The sequence below is a fragment of the Enterovibrio baiacu genome, from assembly GCF_004120195.1.
GTDB classification, from domain to species: domain Bacteria; phylum Pseudomonadota; class Gammaproteobacteria; order Enterobacterales; family Vibrionaceae; genus Enterovibrio; species Enterovibrio baiacui.
The window spans coordinates 82,893-100,452 of record NZ_SCHN01000020.1; the positions used below are offsets into that span (position 1 = coordinate 82,893).

Annotated in this window: 15 protein-coding genes; 2 read left to right on the forward strand and 13 right to left on the reverse strand. The window is 48.4% G+C overall.

The features are described from left to right. Window positions 1–10 precede the first annotated feature (10 nt). Entirely contained in the window at window positions 11–1,552 is a 1,542-nt protein-coding gene (locus EQP46_RS20040) for a YjjI family glycine radical enzyme (RefSeq protein ID WP_129495323.1), read from the reverse strand. Window positions 1,553–1,954: 402 nt separating this feature from the next. Between EQP46_RS20040 and EQP46_RS24130 the strand changes: the two genes are divergently transcribed. Then, entirely contained in the window at window positions 1,955–3,937 is a 1,983-nt protein-coding gene (locus EQP46_RS24130; RefSeq protein WP_161972878.1) for a PIN-like domain-containing protein, read from the forward strand. Window positions 3,938–4,137: 200 nt separating this feature from the next. Here the strand turns inward: EQP46_RS24130 and lipA are convergent, their stop codons facing one another. The 12 genes from lipA to leuS all read right to left on the reverse strand — a co-directional run bounded on the left by lipA (window position 4,138) and on the right by leuS (window position 16,738). Further along, the gene (gene lipA, locus EQP46_RS20050; protein WP_129495324.1) at window positions 4,138–5,103 is read right to left on the reverse strand and encodes a lipoyl synthase; all 966 of its coding nucleotides are present in this window, start codon (window positions 5,101–5,103) and stop codon (window positions 4,138–4,140) included. Further along, complete coding sequence (gene lipB / locus EQP46_RS20055) at window positions 5,100–5,753, reverse strand: lipoyl(octanoyl) transferase LipB (RefSeq protein ID WP_129495325.1); 654 nt, start codon at window positions 5,751–5,753, stop codon at window positions 5,100–5,102. Before lipB ends, lipA begins: the two co-directional genes overlap by 4 nt. A gap of 149 nt (window positions 5,754–5,902) precedes the next feature. Beyond that, the gene (gene ybeD / locus EQP46_RS20060) at window positions 5,903–6,172 is read right to left on the reverse strand and encodes a DUF493 family protein YbeD (protein ID WP_017011312.1); all 270 of its coding nucleotides are present in this window, start codon (window positions 6,170–6,172) and stop codon (window positions 5,903–5,905) included. 219 nt (window positions 6,173–6,391) lie between these two features. Then, window positions 6,392–7,564, reverse strand: coding sequence for a serine hydrolase (locus EQP46_RS20065; protein ID WP_129495326.1), 1,173 nt, complete (start codon window positions 7,562–7,564; stop codon window positions 6,392–6,394). Between the two features lie 109 nt (window positions 7,565–7,673). Continuing rightward, on the reverse strand, window positions 7,674–8,471 hold the full coding sequence (locus tag EQP46_RS20070) for a septal ring lytic transglycosylase RlpA family protein (protein ID WP_129495327.1): 798 nt from the start codon (window positions 8,469–8,471) through the stop codon (window positions 7,674–7,676). Continuing rightward, window positions 8,471–9,592, reverse strand: a complete 1,122-nt coding sequence (gene mrdB / locus EQP46_RS20075; protein ID WP_129495328.1) for a peptidoglycan glycosyltransferase MrdB — start codon at window positions 9,590–9,592, stop codon at window positions 8,471–8,473. The genes EQP46_RS20070 and mrdB overlap by 1 nt, the downstream gene beginning before the upstream one ends. After that, a complete protein-coding gene (gene mrdA, locus EQP46_RS20080; RefSeq protein WP_129495329.1) occupies window positions 9,589–11,466 on the reverse strand; it encodes a penicillin-binding protein 2 in 1,878 nt (625 codons plus the stop codon). The genes mrdB and mrdA overlap by 4 nt, the downstream gene beginning before the upstream one ends. Window positions 11,467–11,469: 3 nt before the next feature. Then, window positions 11,470–11,940 carry a 23S rRNA (pseudouridine(1915)-N(3))-methyltransferase RlmH gene (gene rlmH, locus EQP46_RS20085; RefSeq protein WP_129495330.1) on the reverse strand — a complete coding sequence of 157 codons (471 nt, stop codon included), beginning with the start codon at window positions 11,938–11,940 and terminating at the stop codon, window positions 11,470–11,472. A gap of 4 nt (window positions 11,941–11,944) precedes the next feature. Next, entirely contained in the window at window positions 11,945–12,262 is a 318-nt protein-coding gene (rsfS, locus tag EQP46_RS20090) for a ribosome silencing factor (protein WP_129495337.1), read from the reverse strand. Between the two features lie 131 nt (window positions 12,263–12,393). Then, the gene (gene holA / locus EQP46_RS20095; protein WP_129495331.1) at window positions 12,394–13,422 is read right to left on the reverse strand and encodes a DNA polymerase III subunit delta; all 1,029 of its coding nucleotides are present in this window, start codon (window positions 13,420–13,422) and stop codon (window positions 12,394–12,396) included. Then, window positions 13,419–14,120: an LPS-assembly lipoprotein LptE gene (locus tag EQP46_RS20100; protein WP_129495332.1), complete on the reverse strand. Its 702-nt coding sequence runs from the start codon at window positions 14,118–14,120 to the stop codon at window positions 13,419–13,421. Before EQP46_RS20100 ends, holA begins: the two co-directional genes overlap by 4 nt. 44 nt (window positions 14,121–14,164) lie before the next feature. After that, window positions 14,165–16,738, reverse strand: a complete 2,574-nt coding sequence (leuS, locus tag EQP46_RS20105) for a leucine--tRNA ligase (RefSeq protein ID WP_129495333.1) — start codon at window positions 16,736–16,738, stop codon at window positions 14,165–14,167. A 107-nt stretch (window positions 16,739–16,845) separates the two neighbouring features. Here leuS and EQP46_RS20110 point away from each other — a divergent pair, with 107 nt between their 5' ends. Next, a complete protein-coding gene (locus EQP46_RS20110; protein WP_129495334.1) occupies window positions 16,846–17,331 on the forward strand; it encodes a zinc ribbon-containing protein in 486 nt (161 codons plus the stop codon). Window positions 17,332–17,560: the final 229 nt, after the last annotated feature.

Here is a 17,560-nt window from a genome sequence, read left to right on the forward strand (position 1 = left end):
TGGTATGCGATTACTTGTAAACAGGCGTGGTCTCGAAGCTCACCACACGTGGTGCGCGGTCAAGAATACCTGTGTTGCAAGCCGCTTCTGCGCCCAACCACGTGGTGTTCTTACGAGAACCTTCATCGTCGTATTTCGCGATATCAGACAGTTTGATCATGTAACCCGTTACGCGTACCAGATCGTTTGACGCAACGTTCGCGGTGAACTCGCGGTAGCCCATGTTGATCGCACCCTTACACAGGTTGAACATGGCTTCTGGGTTTGATTTTACTGTCTCGTCGATGGTCAGAATGTCACTGATACCCGAGGTGTAGTATTTGTGGTGACCAGCGGTTGCGTGAACGTAAGTCACTGGGTCTGGTTCAGTACCGTAAGGGATACGAACGCCCGGCGTTACGTCTTTATCGATGCTGATGCCACCTTGTGAGTGCAGTACCGCTTTACCGTTCAGGCCGTACTTCACAGGGTTTGCCTCAACCTGCTCCGCCAGTTTTGCAGAGATAGCGTGGCCCAGTTCGTTTGCCGCGATGTCGTGACCGTACTTCAGTGACTGACCGTCTTTCTCCATCAGGATGTTGACGGCTTCCGCCATGCCGTAAATACCGAACATAGGCGCGAAACGACCTTCTTCAATCAGACCTTCTGTTGCCAGGAAGTGTTTGAAGTAGTTTGAAGACTCGTGCAGGAAGCTGCTACGAACGTCCATCAGTTCAACCATCAGCTTGCTGTACGTTGGCAGCACAGCGTTCAGGAAGTCTTCAGCACTTTCCGCTTTCTCAGCCGCGTGCTTCAGGTTCATACGCACCAGGGTGTTAGAACCGCCAGCCAGTGGCAGCGAGTTGTAGCAGCTTACGATACCGAAACGCTTGTCACCGTACGCGGCAGCGTGCATTGGGTAGTTCGCGATGTGTGGCTTGCTGCACTCAACGATGTTTGAGGTTGCTTGACGCAGCAGGTCGTCAGACGTTACCGCTGGGTCGTACATGAAGGTCAGGTTCGGTGCGATTTGCTTCAGCTCAGCATCTACGCGCAGGATAGTGCGACAGATGATGTTGTCTGCCGGGCCGATGTTCGCGTGCATAAATGCGTCTGGCAGGGTGCGGTCCAGCATGATCCAGAAACGCTTAATTTTTTGGTAGATCTCTTCGTCTGACAGTTCGCCCACGTAAGGCATCAGCACGTCATCCAGTTGACCCACGTAAACCGGAATGTTGGTCACAGACGGAACGTGGTGGTAGATGATGTTCAGCATGTTCAGCGCATCATCCAGGTTCTCTGCTGGAGACAGCTCTAGGTACTCAGAACCCTGAGACAGGAACTTTGCGTAGTCTGGCAGTACGTAGCGTGGTTTGAACGGTGCGTGACCTTCAAACATGTCACAGATAACGCCGTCTTTCATCGCCTGCTCGATATCGTCAGAGATATCCATGTAAGGCAGGCTTGCTTCTGCCTCCAACGCCAGCCATTGGTTTTTCTGCTTTGGCGACAGGGTTGGGTTGTTGATGATTTGGTAGAAACGTTCTTGAAGTTCTGTCAGATGCTTGCTCATGGAAAAGACCCTACTTTAATTTGGGTTTATTCTAAGCGCGAATCCGGTTTGCCACTATTGAACAATCAAGAAGCATATTTTTCCAAAATGGAAATCCGCGAGGTATTTGGAAGCAGTGTTGAAAGGTACTGGAGGAGAGAGAGGTTAGAGCACTTGCTGTAGTTGGGCTTGCGCTCTGTGTAACTCAAAAATGTCCCTTTCCAAGCTAGCGGGCTTACCCTCATACTTTATATAAAGGTGCTCAACCTTTTATTCTAATAGGTCTAGCGTTTAGTAAACTTGGCACATATCACTTTCAAAACAATAGGTTGCTATGATAAGAGGCTTACCTAATTTGTTTAATTGTTTGACTCCATAAGTTATGATGTTTGAGTATTGTTTAATATATGGATTGTTCAATTAATGTACTTGGGTCACTACGAGTTCGACAGGACTATTGATGAGCACCACAATAAAATAGCTGATATTGTTAATAGTAAAAAAACACTGATTCTTTTTGACACTAACATTCTCGCCTATTTATATAAGCTTCACGCAAATGCACGTAACGAGTTCTATACTTGGTCTGATTCAGCCATCAATGATAATCGGCTGTTCCTTCCTGGATGGGCTGCGAGTGAGTATTCAAATCGTGTAACCACCAATAAACTGGACGACTACACAAATAAAAATAACAACGCAACGCCTGATAAAGCGAAAAAAATGTATGAAGCACTATATGAGATTGCTTCTTTATTTGTGGATGATGAAATTTTAGCCAACTCTCAGTTTGCAGGAGATCGTGATCAGTTTTTAGATGGATTTCTCGGTACTATCAAATCGTTGGATGCGTACACTCGGGCGTTCAAGACGCAGTTTAAAGTTGGTGATGTCCACAATGAGATCACAAAACACTTTTCTAAAGTCGTTCTTAATTCCGACCTTACAGAGCTGTGTGCTAAAGCAAATAGAGAAGGTGATACAAGGTTTGAACATCGTTTACCGCCAGGCTTTAAAGATGGAGGTAAGGGCGAAAACCGTTTCGGTGATCTAATCATTTGGTATGAAATTCTGAACAAGTCCAAAGAACTTAAAGCCAGCTTTGATCATGTACTATTTCTCTCTAACGATGAAAAATCAGATTGGGTTTATGCACCTAAGTTTAGGGCAAATGTTAGTGGTGGTGCTAGAAAGTTTGTATCTAACAAAAACCCAGTCATTAAAATTGCTGACCCACGGTTAGTTTCTGAATTCTCCAATAATTTAGGTCATTCGAATTTCACTGTTTGTAGCCTTGCTTTACTTATAGAGAGTCTATCTAAAGTTGACCCAAAAAGTTTTACTAATCTAGCTGGTGCTATCCAAATAAATATTCAAGAAACTATAATCCCTGCTAAAGGTAGCAATGAGCCTGCGGATGAGGCCGTAGAACCAACCGAGGAAGCTGCTGAACCAACTGAGGAAGCTGCTGAACCAACCGAGGAAGCTGCTGAACCAGCCGAGGAGGCTGTTGAACCAGCCGAGGAGGCTGCTGAACCAGCCGAGGAAGCTGCTGAACCAGCCGAGGAAGCTGCTGAACCAGCCGAGGAAGCTGCTGAACCAGCCGAGGAGGCTTCTGAACCAACCGAGCCTCTCCCCCTTATCTTTGAATACGCTCAAGAAGCATTGCAGGATAGCCTTTATCAAGCAGATGCACCGTCAGAAATTAACGACATTATACGTGATCTAAAAAGTTATAACTGGTATACGCAGAATCCAGCAATTTCCAAAATAAGCTCGATGGCCAAGGAAAGTATCGATCCTTCCTCATGTTTTGTCTTAGGAAGAAATATTTATCAAGCAGCTTGTGGAAACTCCCAAAAAGCTAGTGAATATATGGTTTCCTTGCGCAGAAAACTAAGCATATTCCCAATTGAAATTGCTAATCATATTCTAGCAGGAATGGTATTTGAAGTTTATTTTGACTCAAGCTGTCAATATCGTGAAGATGTAAAGTTTGACTATGCTAGTAGCATCTTAAGCTTGTTAATCAAAGATGACTTTGAACAAGCTAAAAGTTTTATCAGATACCATTTACAAGATCATGAAGAACAATTGTTGTTTATACCTGGCGACCAAGGGGAACCAAAGAGTGAGATTACAATTAACGTCAGCATGAGCCAAGGTGAGGAATCTAGCTTTATACTTGATTCAGTAATGTTCCAGGGTAAAGAACTAGTGGTTGATGACGATGAACCTCTGTGGTTTACCCCAAACTACAATGCGTCAAAGATCAGAGCCGAAGTTTCATCGACACTCGCTATACCAGAGTGGGCGTTAACGTTGAAAATCAATGAAAAAATTGGTGATAAATACCTTAATCTACCTGAGGGAAAACTGCTTGATCCCCGATGTGCTTTGAACTGATAGATAATCTAAAGCCATGGTGAACAGTAGTGATATTCTTCATGGCTTACCTGATTTATTTACTTCGATAACAATCGCTAACATGAAAATGTCCAAATGCTATTTAAAGCGACACGACACCTTACCTCTTGTCCACAGACCAGAAACAAAAAAACGCCGAGCAATGCTCGGCGTTTTCGTGTTCAGCTTTTCGTCAGCGCTTACTTAATTTCCACGCCCTGCGCTTGCAGGTCAGCATGGTAAGAAGAACGCACGAACGGTCCACACGCAGCGTGTGTGAAGCCCAGTTCCAATGCGATATCACGCAGCTCGTCGAACTCTTCAGGTGGCACGTAGCGCTCTACCGGAAGGTGGTGACGGCTTGGTGCCAAGTACTGACCCAAGGTCAGCATGGTCACGCCGTGTTCACGCAAGTCTTTCAGGACTTGAATGATTTCTTCTTTGGTTTCGCCCAAGCCCATCATGACGCCAGATTTGGTCGGGACGTTAGGGTGCATTTCACCGAATTTCTTCAGCAGTTCCAGTGACCACTTGTAGTTCGCACCTGGGCGCGCTTTACGGTAGAGGCGCGGCGCAGTTTCAAGGTTGTGGTTGAACACGTCTGGCGGGTTGTCTTTCAGAAGCTCAAGCGCAGTGTCCATACGGCCACGGAAATCAGGCACCAAGGTTTCGATACGGATTTCTGGGTTCAGGGCACGAATTTCGCGGGTACAGTCAGCAAAGTGCTTCGCACCACCGTCACGCAAGTCGTCACGGTCAACAGAGGTCACTACCACGTACTTCAGCTTCATGTCGCTGATGGTTTTCGCCAGTTTCGCAGGCTCATTTTCATCTGCGGCGTTTGGACGGCCATGTGCCACATCGCAGAACGGGCAACGACGGGTACAAATCGCACCCAGAATCATGAATGTCGCGGTGCCATGGTTAAAACATTCTGCCAGGTTAGGGCAAGACGCTTCTTCGCACACCGAGTGCAGATTGTTTTTACGCAACGCAGACTTAATGTCTTGAATGCGTTTACTGTCGGCCGGAAGTTTGATTTTCATCCACTCTGGCTTGCGCAGCATCTCTTTTTGCTCGGTCGGCATGTTCTTGACCGGGATGAGCGCCATTTTGTCTGCATCGCGGTATTTTACGCCGCGTTCCATCTGGATCGGTTTGCTCATAATTGATTGCTTTCTGTTAGGGACTCGACCTGATCGTAACCGAGGTGCGAAGTCAGTTTATCTACTAACACTGGGTTTAACTCAGCCAAAGAGGCTGGGCCACCAAGATCGACAGTTTGCGTCATCGCCATACCTGCGTAGCCACATGGGTTGATACGCAAGAACGGGGTAAGATCCATATTTACATTGAGCGCGAGGCCATGGAAAGAACATCCTCGACGGATACGAAGACCCAGTGAGCATATTTTCGTGTCTTTCACATAGACGCCTGGTGCATCAGGACGTGCGTTTGATTCGATGTCAAAGTGAGCAAGCGTATCGATAACGATGTTTTCGATATGCGTCACCAGCTCGCGCACGCCCATTTTGTTTCGTTTTAGGTCGAGCAGTATATATGCCACTTGCTGACCGGGACCATGGTACGTTACTTGTCCACCACGATCACTTTGCACAACGGGAATGTCACCCGTTGCCAATAAATGTTCTGCTTTGCCCGCTTGGCCTTGTGTAAACACAGGCTCATGCTCTACCAACCAAATTTCATCGCATGTATCACTGTCGCGTTCGTCAGTGAACGTATGCATAGCCTGCAAGATAGGTTCGTATGGCTGCAACCCAAGTTGTCTGATGATAAGACGGTTCTGCTGCAAATTGGCACCTGCTTCGCGTTGAATTGGTAAAGATGTGGACTGCGTCTGAGATCAGCCGAATGATTCGGTCTTCTCTCTAGCATTATAATGAGCAGCGGCTGAATTAACAGCCGCCGTCAGTAAGGGTATTTCAGAATGGTAACAGCTGGTTAGAGAACCATGCGTACAATTTCAATGTCACCCAGTTCTTTATACAGCGTTTCAACTTGTTCGATAGAAGTGGCAGTAATAGAGACAGATACCGCGTTGTATGTGCCTTTGCCGCTTGGTTTTACGCTTGGGGTGTAGTCACCCGGTGCGTGACGCTGGATAACTTCCAAAACCAGATCTGTAAGTTCTGGTTTGGCGTAGCCCATCACTTTGTAAGTGAATTTACATGGGAACTCCAGCAGGTCTTTTAGTTTTGGTTGCTCTTGCATTATTTACTCCAGGCTTGACGCCAAATGCTCACTCAGGGCGTCTATCTTTTGTGCTTATGATCACGATTTGTGAATTGGGGAGCATAGTAATCGTCCTGTTAACAGAAAACAAGATGATGTAAAACCCCGTGATTTCTTTTTATATGGGGGCGAAGAATCAAAATAAAAAGGCAGCCGCTGGCTGCCTTTTGAAATTGCTAGGGTTCTTACTGAATACGCTTAGAACAAGCTCTTGAAGAACATGATGATGTAGTCCATCAAGCGGCTAAACAAACCACCTTCTTGTACGTCATTCAACGCAACCAGTGGGTATTCTGCGATGTCTTCGCCATCAACTTGGTAGTAAAGCTTACCCACAACGTCGCCTTTGGCGATAGGTGCTTCAAGTGTTTTCTCTAGAACAAAGCTTGCTTCTAGGTCACGTGCTTTACCGCGTGGCAGTGTTACGTATGTGTCTTCAGATACACCCAGTGCAACTTGGTCAGTGTCGCCCATCCAGACTTTTTCAGTCACGAATGTTTCGTTCGCTTTGTGCGGTGCAACGGTTTCGAAGAAGCGGAAACCGTAGTTAAGCAGTTTTTTACTTTCAGCTTTACGTGCATTGGCACTGTTGGTGCCCATCACTACGGCGATCAGGCGCATCTTGCCTTCAGTCGCAGAGCTGACAAGGTTGTAGCCCGCTTTGTCGGTATGGCCGGTTTTGATGCCATCAACGTTCATGCTCTTGTCCCAAAGCAGACCGTTACGGTTGTATTGGGTGATGCCGTTGTAGGTGAATGATTTCTCTTCGTAGATGCGGTACTCATCAGGCACATCACGAATCAACGCTTGGCCTAGCAGCGCAAGGTCATAAGGCGTTGAGTAAAGATCATCATGGTCAAGACCGTGTGAGTTGGCGTAGTGGGTATCTTTCATGCCCAGCGTTTTCGCCCAACCATTCATCAGGTCAACAAATGAGTCTTCAGACCCCGCAACGTGTTCAGCCATCGCGACACACGCATCGTTACCCGATTGGATAATGATGCCGCGGTTCAAGTCGGCAACAGAAACGGTTGTGCCCACTTCGATGAACATTTTTGAACTGCCTGGGAAGTTTTTCGCCCATGCATTTTTACTGATAACAACTTCGTCTTCGAGGCTGATGTTGCCACGCTCTACTTCTTGGCCGATGACATAGCTGGTCATCATCTTGGTCAAGCTTGCAGGGTTCAAACGCTCGTAAGCGTTATTCTCGGCCAATACTTTGCCCGAGTTGTAGTCCATCAATACATAGCCTTTCGCAGCAATCTGCGGGGCATCAGGGACAACGGAAGGCGCAGCCACCGCTGATGCGGATGCTAAAACGGCAGTCGATAAGACTAAAGAGCGCAACAAAGAGGATGATTTATTCATAGTTTTAGGTACTTACTTGGTATTTCTCTAGTCAAAACTGGCAACACTATATCAGATCGGCTGATTAAGTGTCAGACAGGGTTACAACAACTTACTAATTAGTGACATTCTATTTTTGCGACAGTTCACCTGCAATCGGCTCTGCAACGATAAATGCTTCATTTATTTGCTGCTCGCGCGCTTTCATGGCGGCATTCTGTGTTTTGTCGTAGTCGTAAAATGGACCTAAACGAACGCGGTACACGTTTCCTGATTGGCGAATGTCTGTCGGCAAATCAAATTGCTTTGAAAATGTTTCTGCCGCTTTCGTGGCTTTTACTTGGTCAGAAATCGCCACCAGTTGTACAAAGTAACGGTTTAATCGTGCTCCTTGCCACTCTGTATCGTCAGTAGGTTTGTCAACTTTGAGTAAGGTCACTTTTACAGGTGCGGTTCCTGTTTTTAGTACGTCTAATTTTGATGCAGCCGCATAGCTTAGATCAATCACGCGACCTTCATGGAAAGGGCCACGGTCGTTCACGCGGACAATGGCTTTTTTACCATTGCTGGTGTTTTCAACCTCGACGTAACTTGGGATCGGTAATGTTTTATGTGCAGCGGACATGGAGTACATGTCGTATATTTCGCCGTTCGATGTTTTGTGGCCGTGAAACTTCTCGCCGTACCATGATGCTATACCGGTTTCAGAGAATGCTTCAGGCGCTTTAAGCACCTCATAATCTTTACCGAGAACAGTGTAGTTGCTGTTTCCTGCGCGGCTATAGGGCTCGTAACGAGGCTGTGCATCTTCGATATGTGCCAGCGTTGGTGCGGTTTTGGGCGCTTGGTCATCGGATAGGCTGTATCGCCCATCTTCAGACGCACAGCCTGAAAGCAAAATCGCGGTGATAACTAGGTATTTTTTCATTACAGAGCCTTAGAAAGCATTTTTCTATGTGTATGGATCGACATGAGAATGCCGAAGCCTGCCATTAGCGTCACCATCGACGTGCCCCCGTAACTCACAAGGGGCAATGGAACGCCAACAACGGGTAAGATCCCGCTTACCATGCCAATGTTCACAAAGACATAGACAAAGAAACTGAGCACGATGCTGCCTGCCATCATGCGGCCAAACGCTGTTTGTGCGCGGCTAGCAAGCATTAAACCGCGGCCAATGATGAACAGATACAGTGCCAGTAAGCAGGCAACACCAATCAGGCCCCATTCTTCGGCAATCACGGCGAAGATGAAGTCTGTGTGGCGTTCGGGTAAGAATTCCAGTTGAGATTGGGTGCCGAGCAGCCAACCCTTTCCGCTGATACCACCTGAGCCAATTGCAATCTTGGATTGGATGATGTGATAGCCAGCGCCAAGCGGATCGGATTCTGGGTCAAACAAGGTGCGAACACGTGTGCGTTGGTATTCGCGCATTAAGAAGAACCACAATACAGGAATGAAGGCTGCTACCAAGGCACCTGCTGCAAAAATGATTCGCCAGCTAATGCCGGATAAAAACAGCACAAAAATGCCGGATGCAGCGATAAGAATCGACGTGCCCAAATCTGGTTGTTTGGCGATAAGTATCGTCGGTACAAAGACCAGCACCAAACCTATCGCAAGGTTCCTAAATCGCGGTGGCAGAGGTTCTTTACCAATAAACCGAGCCACCATGAGTGGTACGGCGAGTTTGATGAGCTCTGAGGGCTGAAAGGTAATGACGCCGAGGTTCAACCAGCGCTGTGCGCCTTTGGCCGTTTCACCAAAAAACAGCACCGCAAAGAGCATAATAATGCCCGTAATGTACAAATAGGGCGCCCAAAACTCATAGTGCCGAGGAGACACTTGCGCGAGCACAAACATCACGCCCAGTGAGAGGAACATACGAAAAACTTGCCGCTCCATCATGGCAACGTTTTGTCCGCTTGCACTCCACATCACAATCAAGCCAAAGCCCATCAGTGCCAGAATACCCAATAACAAAGGGGCATCGAGATGAAGACGATCAAGGATCGTCTTTTTCTGTCCTGATGAGGCTAAAAGGCTCACTGGGTTTTCTCCTCGTTGTCTTTTTCGAGCAAGAGATGGTCAAAGATGCGTCGTGCGATTGGGCCACCTTGGCTTGAACCTCCACCGGCATTTTCAAGCACCATGGACACGACCGCTACAGGGTCTTCGAACGGTGCAAAACCCGTGTAAAGTGCATGATCTCGAAGGTGTTCCGCCAATTCATCGGCGTTGTATTCTTCATCTTCGCCCAATCCAAAGACTTGCGCTGTGCCCGATTTGCCACCTGTGACGTAAGGCATATTTGCAAATGCGCGACGCGCGGTGCCTTTTTTGCCGTGGTTGACCAACTTCATGCCTTCAAGGGCTGTTGTCCAATATTTGTCTTTGACGTTTTCAATCGGCGGGTAAGGGGAGAATGTCGCTTGCTCCTGCACGCCTTCACTGATGGTTCGCATGAGAAGGTGCGGTGGATTTACCTTGCCCTTGTTCACCAACACTGTGGTGGCTTTTGCGATTTGCATTGGGGTCGCCGTCCAATAGCCCTGACCGATACCGACAGGGATGGTGTCCCCTTGATACCAAGGCTTGCGGTAGCGCGCCATTTTCCATTCACGGGTTGGCATGTTTGCTTTGCTTTCTTCGTGAATATCGATGCCCGTGTAATCACCGAAACCAAAGCGGCTCATCCAGCTCGAGATGCGATCGATCCCCATGTCATAGGCGATTTGATAGAAGAAGGTATCCACCGATTCTTCTATGGACTGCTTGAGGTTGACACGACCATGCCCCCACGCCAGCCAATCACGGAATGGACGGGTTTTGGAGTTAGGCAGTCGCCAGTAGCCAGGGTCGTTTCGTGTGGTGTTTGTGGTGACCACTTTTTCTTCCAGTGCCGCAACAGCAATGAAAGGTTTGACGGTGGAGGCGGGCGGGTAAATACCTAGCGTTGCACGGTTAACCAAAGGACGGTTTTTGTCGTTCAGCAAAGCGCGGTAGTCAGGGCCCGAAATACCATGAACAAACAAGTTAGGGTCATAACTTGGGGTCGACACCATCGCCAGTACGGCAGAATCTTTCGGATCGAGCACCACCACTGCACCGCGTCGTTCACCCAAAATGCCACGAATGTAGAGCTGCAAATCGATATCGAGATTCAGCACCAAATCTTTACCTGGCTCTGGTGGCACATATTTCAGGGTGCGGATCACACGGCCACGGCTATTTACCTCTACCTCTTGGTAGCCCGCAGTGCCGTGCAGTTCACTCTCATAAAAGCGTTCGATACCCAGCTTGCCGATGTCGCGTGTCGCTTTGTAGTTATTGATGCGTTCTTCGCGCTCTAGGCGTGCGATGTCTTTGTCGTTGATTTTGGCCACATAGCCCATGACATGGGTGAGGGCGTCGCCATAAGGGTAATAACGCTTTAGGTAGCCTTTGATTTCAACGCCAGGGAATTTGTGTTGGTTGGCAGAAAAAACCGCCACTTCTTCTTCTGTGAGTTGGTTTTTTAGCGCAACGGCATTGAATCGTCGAGTCCGTTTTTTATCGCGTTCGAATGAGGCAATTTCCCGTTCACTTATCGGCATGAACTCTTGCAAGCGCGCAATGGTTTCGGGAATGTCTTTGACCTGCTCAGGGGTGATTTCAAGCGCGTAGACAGGGCGGTTTTCGGCAAGCAGTTTGCCTTTTCGGTCGTAAATCAAACCGCGGTTAGGGGCGACAGGCACCACCTTGATACGGTTATCATTTGAACGGGTAATGTAATCATCATGGTCCTCTACTTGGATGTTGTAGAGGTTGAAGAGCAAAATACCGACAAGCGCAAAGATGCCGCCGAAAGCCACAACGGCTCGGCGGAAAAACAGAGAAGATTCGGCCTGATGATCGCGTATTGGACTACGCTTGTGCTTCATTAATTATTCTCGGTGGTAAGGGTGGTTCGCCGTAATGCTCCAGGCGCGATATAAGCTTTCTGCCATTACAACCCTAACCAGCGGGTGAGGAAGCGTCAAAGGAGAGAGTGACCAACTTTGATCCGCCGCTGCTTTACATGCTGGTGCGAGACCTTCAGGACCACCAATAAGGATAGATACATCACGTGCGTCGAGCTTCCAGCTTTCAAGCTGTTCTGCTAACTGTTCGGTGTCCCAACGTTTCCCAGGAATGTCTAGCGTGACAATGCGGTTTCCTTTTGGCACAGCGGCCAACATCGCTTCTCCTTCTTTTTGAAGAATGCGTGCGATGTCTGCGTTCTTTCCGCGTTTACCTGCGGTGATTTCGATCAGCTCAAGCGGCATGTCTTTTGGGAATCGACGGCTATATTCTTTATAGCCTTCTTCGATCCATTTCGGCATCTTGGTGCCTACCGCGATCAATTGCAGTTTCATCGAATCAGTTCCACAGTTTTTCTAGCTCATAGGTTTGGCGTTGCTCATCTTGCATGATGTGAAGCATCACATCACCGAGGTCTAAGACAACCCATTCCCCTTCGTTCTGGCCTTCCATTCCCAAGGTATTGATGTTCGCAGCATGGGCTTCATCAGCCACATGTTCAGCGATAGAGGCAACATGGCGTTTTGAGTTGCCCGTGCACAACACCATAAAATCAGTGATGCTACTTTTTTCACGAACATCAAGCGTAACGATGTCGACGGCTTTCATGTCATCTGCTTTATCGACAACAAAGTGTTGAAGTTGTTCCGGAAGCAATGCTTTCCCCTTAATCTTGTCGCGGATCGCCGGTGGGGCGTTTTCGTGATTCACCCAAATCTGGGGCTGTGGATCGAAAAATTATAACACTAGCGAATTGGAATAAAATACAGCGTGTTGGGATTTGACGTTTAGTTGACAGGTTCACGCATCACAGGATGACCACATATCTCAATCGCGAACGCGGAAAGTGCTGGCCAAGGCTGGCTGTCAAAATCAGTTTTCACCATTACCTCGATCTCTGCGAGCCGATGAAGCAACAGCATTAACTGAGGCTGCGGCAGACGGTGCAAAGCGGCAGTCAGAATTGGGCGTCTGTTTTGCCACACTCTGAAATGGTCAAAAAGGTTATTAAGGCTCATGCCTGATGCGCCGTATTCTTGCATCTTACAAAGCTGAACCAGCTCCTTTTGAATGACACGCAACAGCAAGGTTATCTCCACGCCTTCAGCTTGAAGCTGACGCACAATGCGCACGGCGCGTTTTGCTTTGCCTTCAATGAGGGCGTCAGTCAGTTGGAAAGGGGTGTAATGGTTGTGTCGTGACAAAGCCTCTTGAAGACGAATAAGCGTGAGCTCTCCGTCAGGATAAAGCAGTTGAAGCTTCATCAGGCTTTGCGATAACGCCAATAAGTTACCTTCGTGCCACTGGGCAAGCAGCATCACAGATTCGTGGTCTGGCTTCAAACCAAGCTCACGACAACGCGCCTCAATAAAACGTGGAAGCTGCCTTGCATCTGGCGTATTGCACGGAATATATAAGCCGTTTTTTTGGAACAGCGTGAACCACTGCGCGGACTCTTGCTTCTTGTTCAGCCTTGGGCCGTCTAAGATGAGCAAAATGTCTTGATGCAAGAAGGGCTCAAGCGCCTTGAGGGCGTTAGCTTGGGCGGCCGTCAGCGCAGAGTCTGGCAAGGTGAGAATCAATACCTGACGACTGGCAAACAAGCTTAAAGCCTGGCAAACGTCGTAGACCTCTTGCCAATTCAGTTGGTTATCGACAGAAAAACGGTGTTTCTCTTCGAAACCTTGCTGAAGCGAGGTGTTGAGTATGGATTGAATAGACTCTTGCTTGAGCAGGGGTTCATTGCCGAACAGCAAGTAAGTCTGACACAAGCCTTGTGAAAGGCGTTGTGTCAGTTGTTCTGGGTAGATCCTCATGGGGTGGTGTCACCCTCAACGCTATCTTCGGCTGTGTCGTCTGATTGCGTTGTTGAATAGCTCGATAACGGCTTACCTTGAGGCTCATCTTTACCATCGAAACGCGTTTCGATAGAGACGGAGGGTTTTTCTTCGCTGAAGCCTTGGTAAAGCTCACGCAGTGCTTTCTCTTCCGCTTCTTTGCGTTCAAATTCTTCGATATGTGCATTCAGACGAGCAAGCTGTCGCATGATCTGCTTTGTCGCTTCTACACGCATCTCTTGCGCCAGCATCTCTTCTTCCACAGATTTCGCAAGTGCGGTCAATGGGTTATCAAGGTAGGTGCGACTTAGGGATGTCGAGAAATTGTAATTGCCCTTGTCTGGAACCGTCACCGTATAGCTGACAGAGTAAGCAAATTGCTTTTCTGCCACACGGCTGTTTTGGTAAAGCGACAAGGTGCTTTCACCGTAGGACTCACCATTTAGGCGAAGATTAGAAATGCGTTCTGCAGGCGCGATAATGTCGATATCGTGCAAGCGAAGTTGGGTTTTCATTTCACGGGTGAGCGCCCCGTATTTATCGAAGCTCGTGATTGAAAGCTTCTGAATCTCGTCAGGCAGGTTGTAGCTGCCACGGAGATGGAATCCGCAAGATGCGGTGGCCAAAGCGGCCACCACAACTAGCAGGGTTCGGAGAGAACGAAAGATCGAGGTCACCGAATTACTCCCTTTCTTTTCGGTCAAGGGCGTTGGCAAAGCAATTAGCTTGCAACGATATTAACCAGTTTGCCCGGCACGTAGATCACCTTACGAATGGTTTTCCCTTCGGTGAACTTAACAACGTGCTCGTCGTTTTGCGCCATGGCTTCAACGTCATCTTTTGCTGCATCTGCTGCAACGGTGATTTTCGCACGAAGCTTGCCGTTAACTTGAACAATGATCAGCTTTTCATCTTCAATCATTGCGTTTTGGTCAGCCGTTGGCCATACCGCGTGGTCTACGTCGGTTTCGCCCAGTGCTACCCACAACTCGTTGCTGATGTGCGGCGTGATTGGGTAAAGCATCACAACAACCGCTTTCAACGCTTCATCAAGGATAGCGCGGTCAGTGTCGGTCTCTTGTGGCGCTTTTGACAGGCGGTTCATCAGTTCCATCACCGCGGCAATCGCCGTGTTGAAGGTTTGACGGCGGCCAATGTCATCGCTCACTTTTGCAATGGTCTTGTGAACTTCACGACGTAGCGTTTTCTGATCTGCGTTCAGTGAAGAAGCATCCAGTGCTGCAACTGCGCCTTTTGACGTGTGGTCGAATACCAATTTCCAGATACGTTTCAGGAAGCGGTTAGCACCTTCTACGCCTGATTCTTGCCATTCAAGTGTCATGTCAGCAGGAGAGGCAAACATCATGAACAAGCGAACGGTGTCAGCACCGTACTTGTCAACCATCTCTTGCGGGTCGATACCGTTGTTTTTCGACTTAGACATTTTGGTCATGCCTGAGTGAACAAGGTTGTTACCTTCAGTATCAACAGCGCTAGTGATGCGGCCTTTTTCGTCACGCTCAACGGTTACTTCCGTTGGAGAAACCCACACTTTTGCGCCTTTCTCGTTGTTGTAGTAGTACGCATCTGCCAACACCATGCCTTGGCAAAGGAGTTGTTTGAACGGCTCGTCACTTTCAACCATGCCTGCGTCACGCAGAAGTTTGTGGAAGAAGCGAGAGTACAACAGGTGCATTACTGCGTGCTCGATACCGCCCACGTATTGGTCAACCGGCAACCAGTAGTTAGCGGCATCTGAATCCAGCATTTGGTCCGCTTTTGGTGAACAGTAACGCGCGTAGTACCAAGAAGACTCCATGAAGGTGTCGAAGGTGTCGGTTTCACGCAACGCAGGTTGACCGTTGAAGGTCGTTTCTGCCCACGTTTTGTCCGCTTTGATCGGGCTGGTTACGCCGTCCATGACAACGTCTTCTGGCAGGATCACTGGCAGTTGGTCAGCAGGTACAGGGTGTACTTGGCCATCTTCAGTGGTCACCATTGGGATTGGAGAACCCCAGTAGCGTTGACGAGATACACCCCAGTCACGCAGACGGAAGTTAACGGTTTTGTGGCCTTTGCCTTCAGACTCAAGTTTTGCCGCGATTGCGTCAAACGCGTCTTCAAACGCCAAACCGTCGAATTCGCCTGAGTTGAACAGAACACCTTTTTCAGTGTGTGCTGCTTCAGAAATATCCGGTGCATTGCCGTCTTCAGCCAAGATCACTGGTGCGATCTCCAAGCCGTACTTGGTTGCAAACTCAAAATCGCGCTGGTCATGACCAGGAACGGCCATCACGGCACCTGTGCCGTAATCCATCAATACGAAGTTTGCGACGAACACAGGCACTTCACGGCCGTTTAAAGGATGGATAGCCTTAAGGCCAGTATCCATGCCTTTTTTCTCCATGGTCGCAAGCTCAGCTTCTGCCACCTTGGTGTTACGGCATTCATCGATAAACGCTGCTAGCTCAGGGTTGGTCTCTGCTGCTTGTGCGGCAAGAGGGTGACCCGCTGCAATGCCCACGTACGTCACACCCATTAGGGTGTCAGGACGCGTGGTGTACACTTCTAGATCTGGGTTGCCTGCCACTTTGAATGACAACTCAACACCTTCTGAACGACCAATCCAGTTGCGTTGCATGGTTTTCACCATGTCAGGCCAACCTTCTAGGGTGTCTAGGTCGTCAAGTAGCTCTTGTGCGTACGCAGTGATTTTAATGAACCACTGTGGAATTTCTTTTTGCTCTACTGGGGTATCACAACGCCAGCAGCAGCCGTCTTCAACCTGTTCGTTCGCAAGAACCGTTTGGTCGTTTGGACACCAGTTAACAGAAGAAGTCTTCTTGTATACCAGGCCTTTTTCGTAAAGCTTGGTGAAGAACTCTTGTTCCCAGCGGTAGTATTCAGGCGTACAGGTCGCGAATTCGCGATCCCAATCGTAACCGAAGCCCAGCAGTTTTAGCTGGTTCTTCATATACTCAATATTCTCGTACGTCCAAGGCGCTGGCGCTGTTTTGTTTTTAACAGCGGCGTTTTCAGCAGGCAGACCAAATGCATCCCAGCCGATTGGCTGCATGACATTCTTGCCTTGCAAACGCTGGTAGCGAGAGATCACATCACCGATGGTGTAGTTACGCACGTGACCCATGTGCAGTCGGCCGCTTGGGTACGGGAACATGGATAGGCAGTAGAACTTTTCCTTGTTCGGGTCTTCTTGAACCACGAAGGTTTTGTTGTTGTCCCAATCAGCCTGAACTTTAGGCTCTATGTCCTGAGGACGGTATTGTTCTTGCATCGATGACATCCGGGAAATTGTGAGATAGGTATAAAATGAATCTGAATAATCGACATAGAATAACTAAAGGTAGAAGGCGCAACAACAGTTGAATGCAGAGGTGGCCTATGTCAGAGCAAAAAGCAGAGTACAAGTTGATCGTTCAACGGGTTAGCGACGCTTTAAAGCACAGCCCCGAAGAGCTACAACGTTGGGTAGATTTATCAGAGCGTTATTTTGAAGCCGCATCGGACATGACGAAGGATGAATTGGCCCTGATCGAAGCGTATTTTAAGCGCGATGTGCAGGAGTTCAGCGAGCAATATAATGCGTCTGAAGACCGTGCAGATGACGGTGAGCTGTTCAAAAGCCTCATTGCCAACACCTTGTGGGAGCAACTCGCAGAAATCACCGATAAGACCCAACTGGAGTGGCGCGAGGTGCTGAAAGACATTCAACATCACGGCGTTTATCAGTCAGGCGAAGTGGTCGGTCTGGGAATTTTGATTTGTGAAAAATGCGGTAATCAGACTGAACATAGCCATGTTGGGGTGCTTACCGATTGCATAAAATGCGGCAGTAAGCATTTTAGTCGCAAGGCGTATCCGGCTTAGAGCTGGGAGGGCAGGAAGAGCAGGAAGAGCAGGAAGAGCAGGAAGAGCAGGAAGAGCAGGAAGAGCAGGAAGAGCAGAGACTGGAAAGAGCAGGTCCTAGGCCCTAGGAAAAGCAAAGCGCTAAAGCGCTAAAGCGAAAAGCTTGACCGCGCCTTTGAACCTGAAAAAATATTGCAGTACCCAGTACCCAGTACCCAGTACCCAGTACCCAGTACCCAGTACCCAGTAC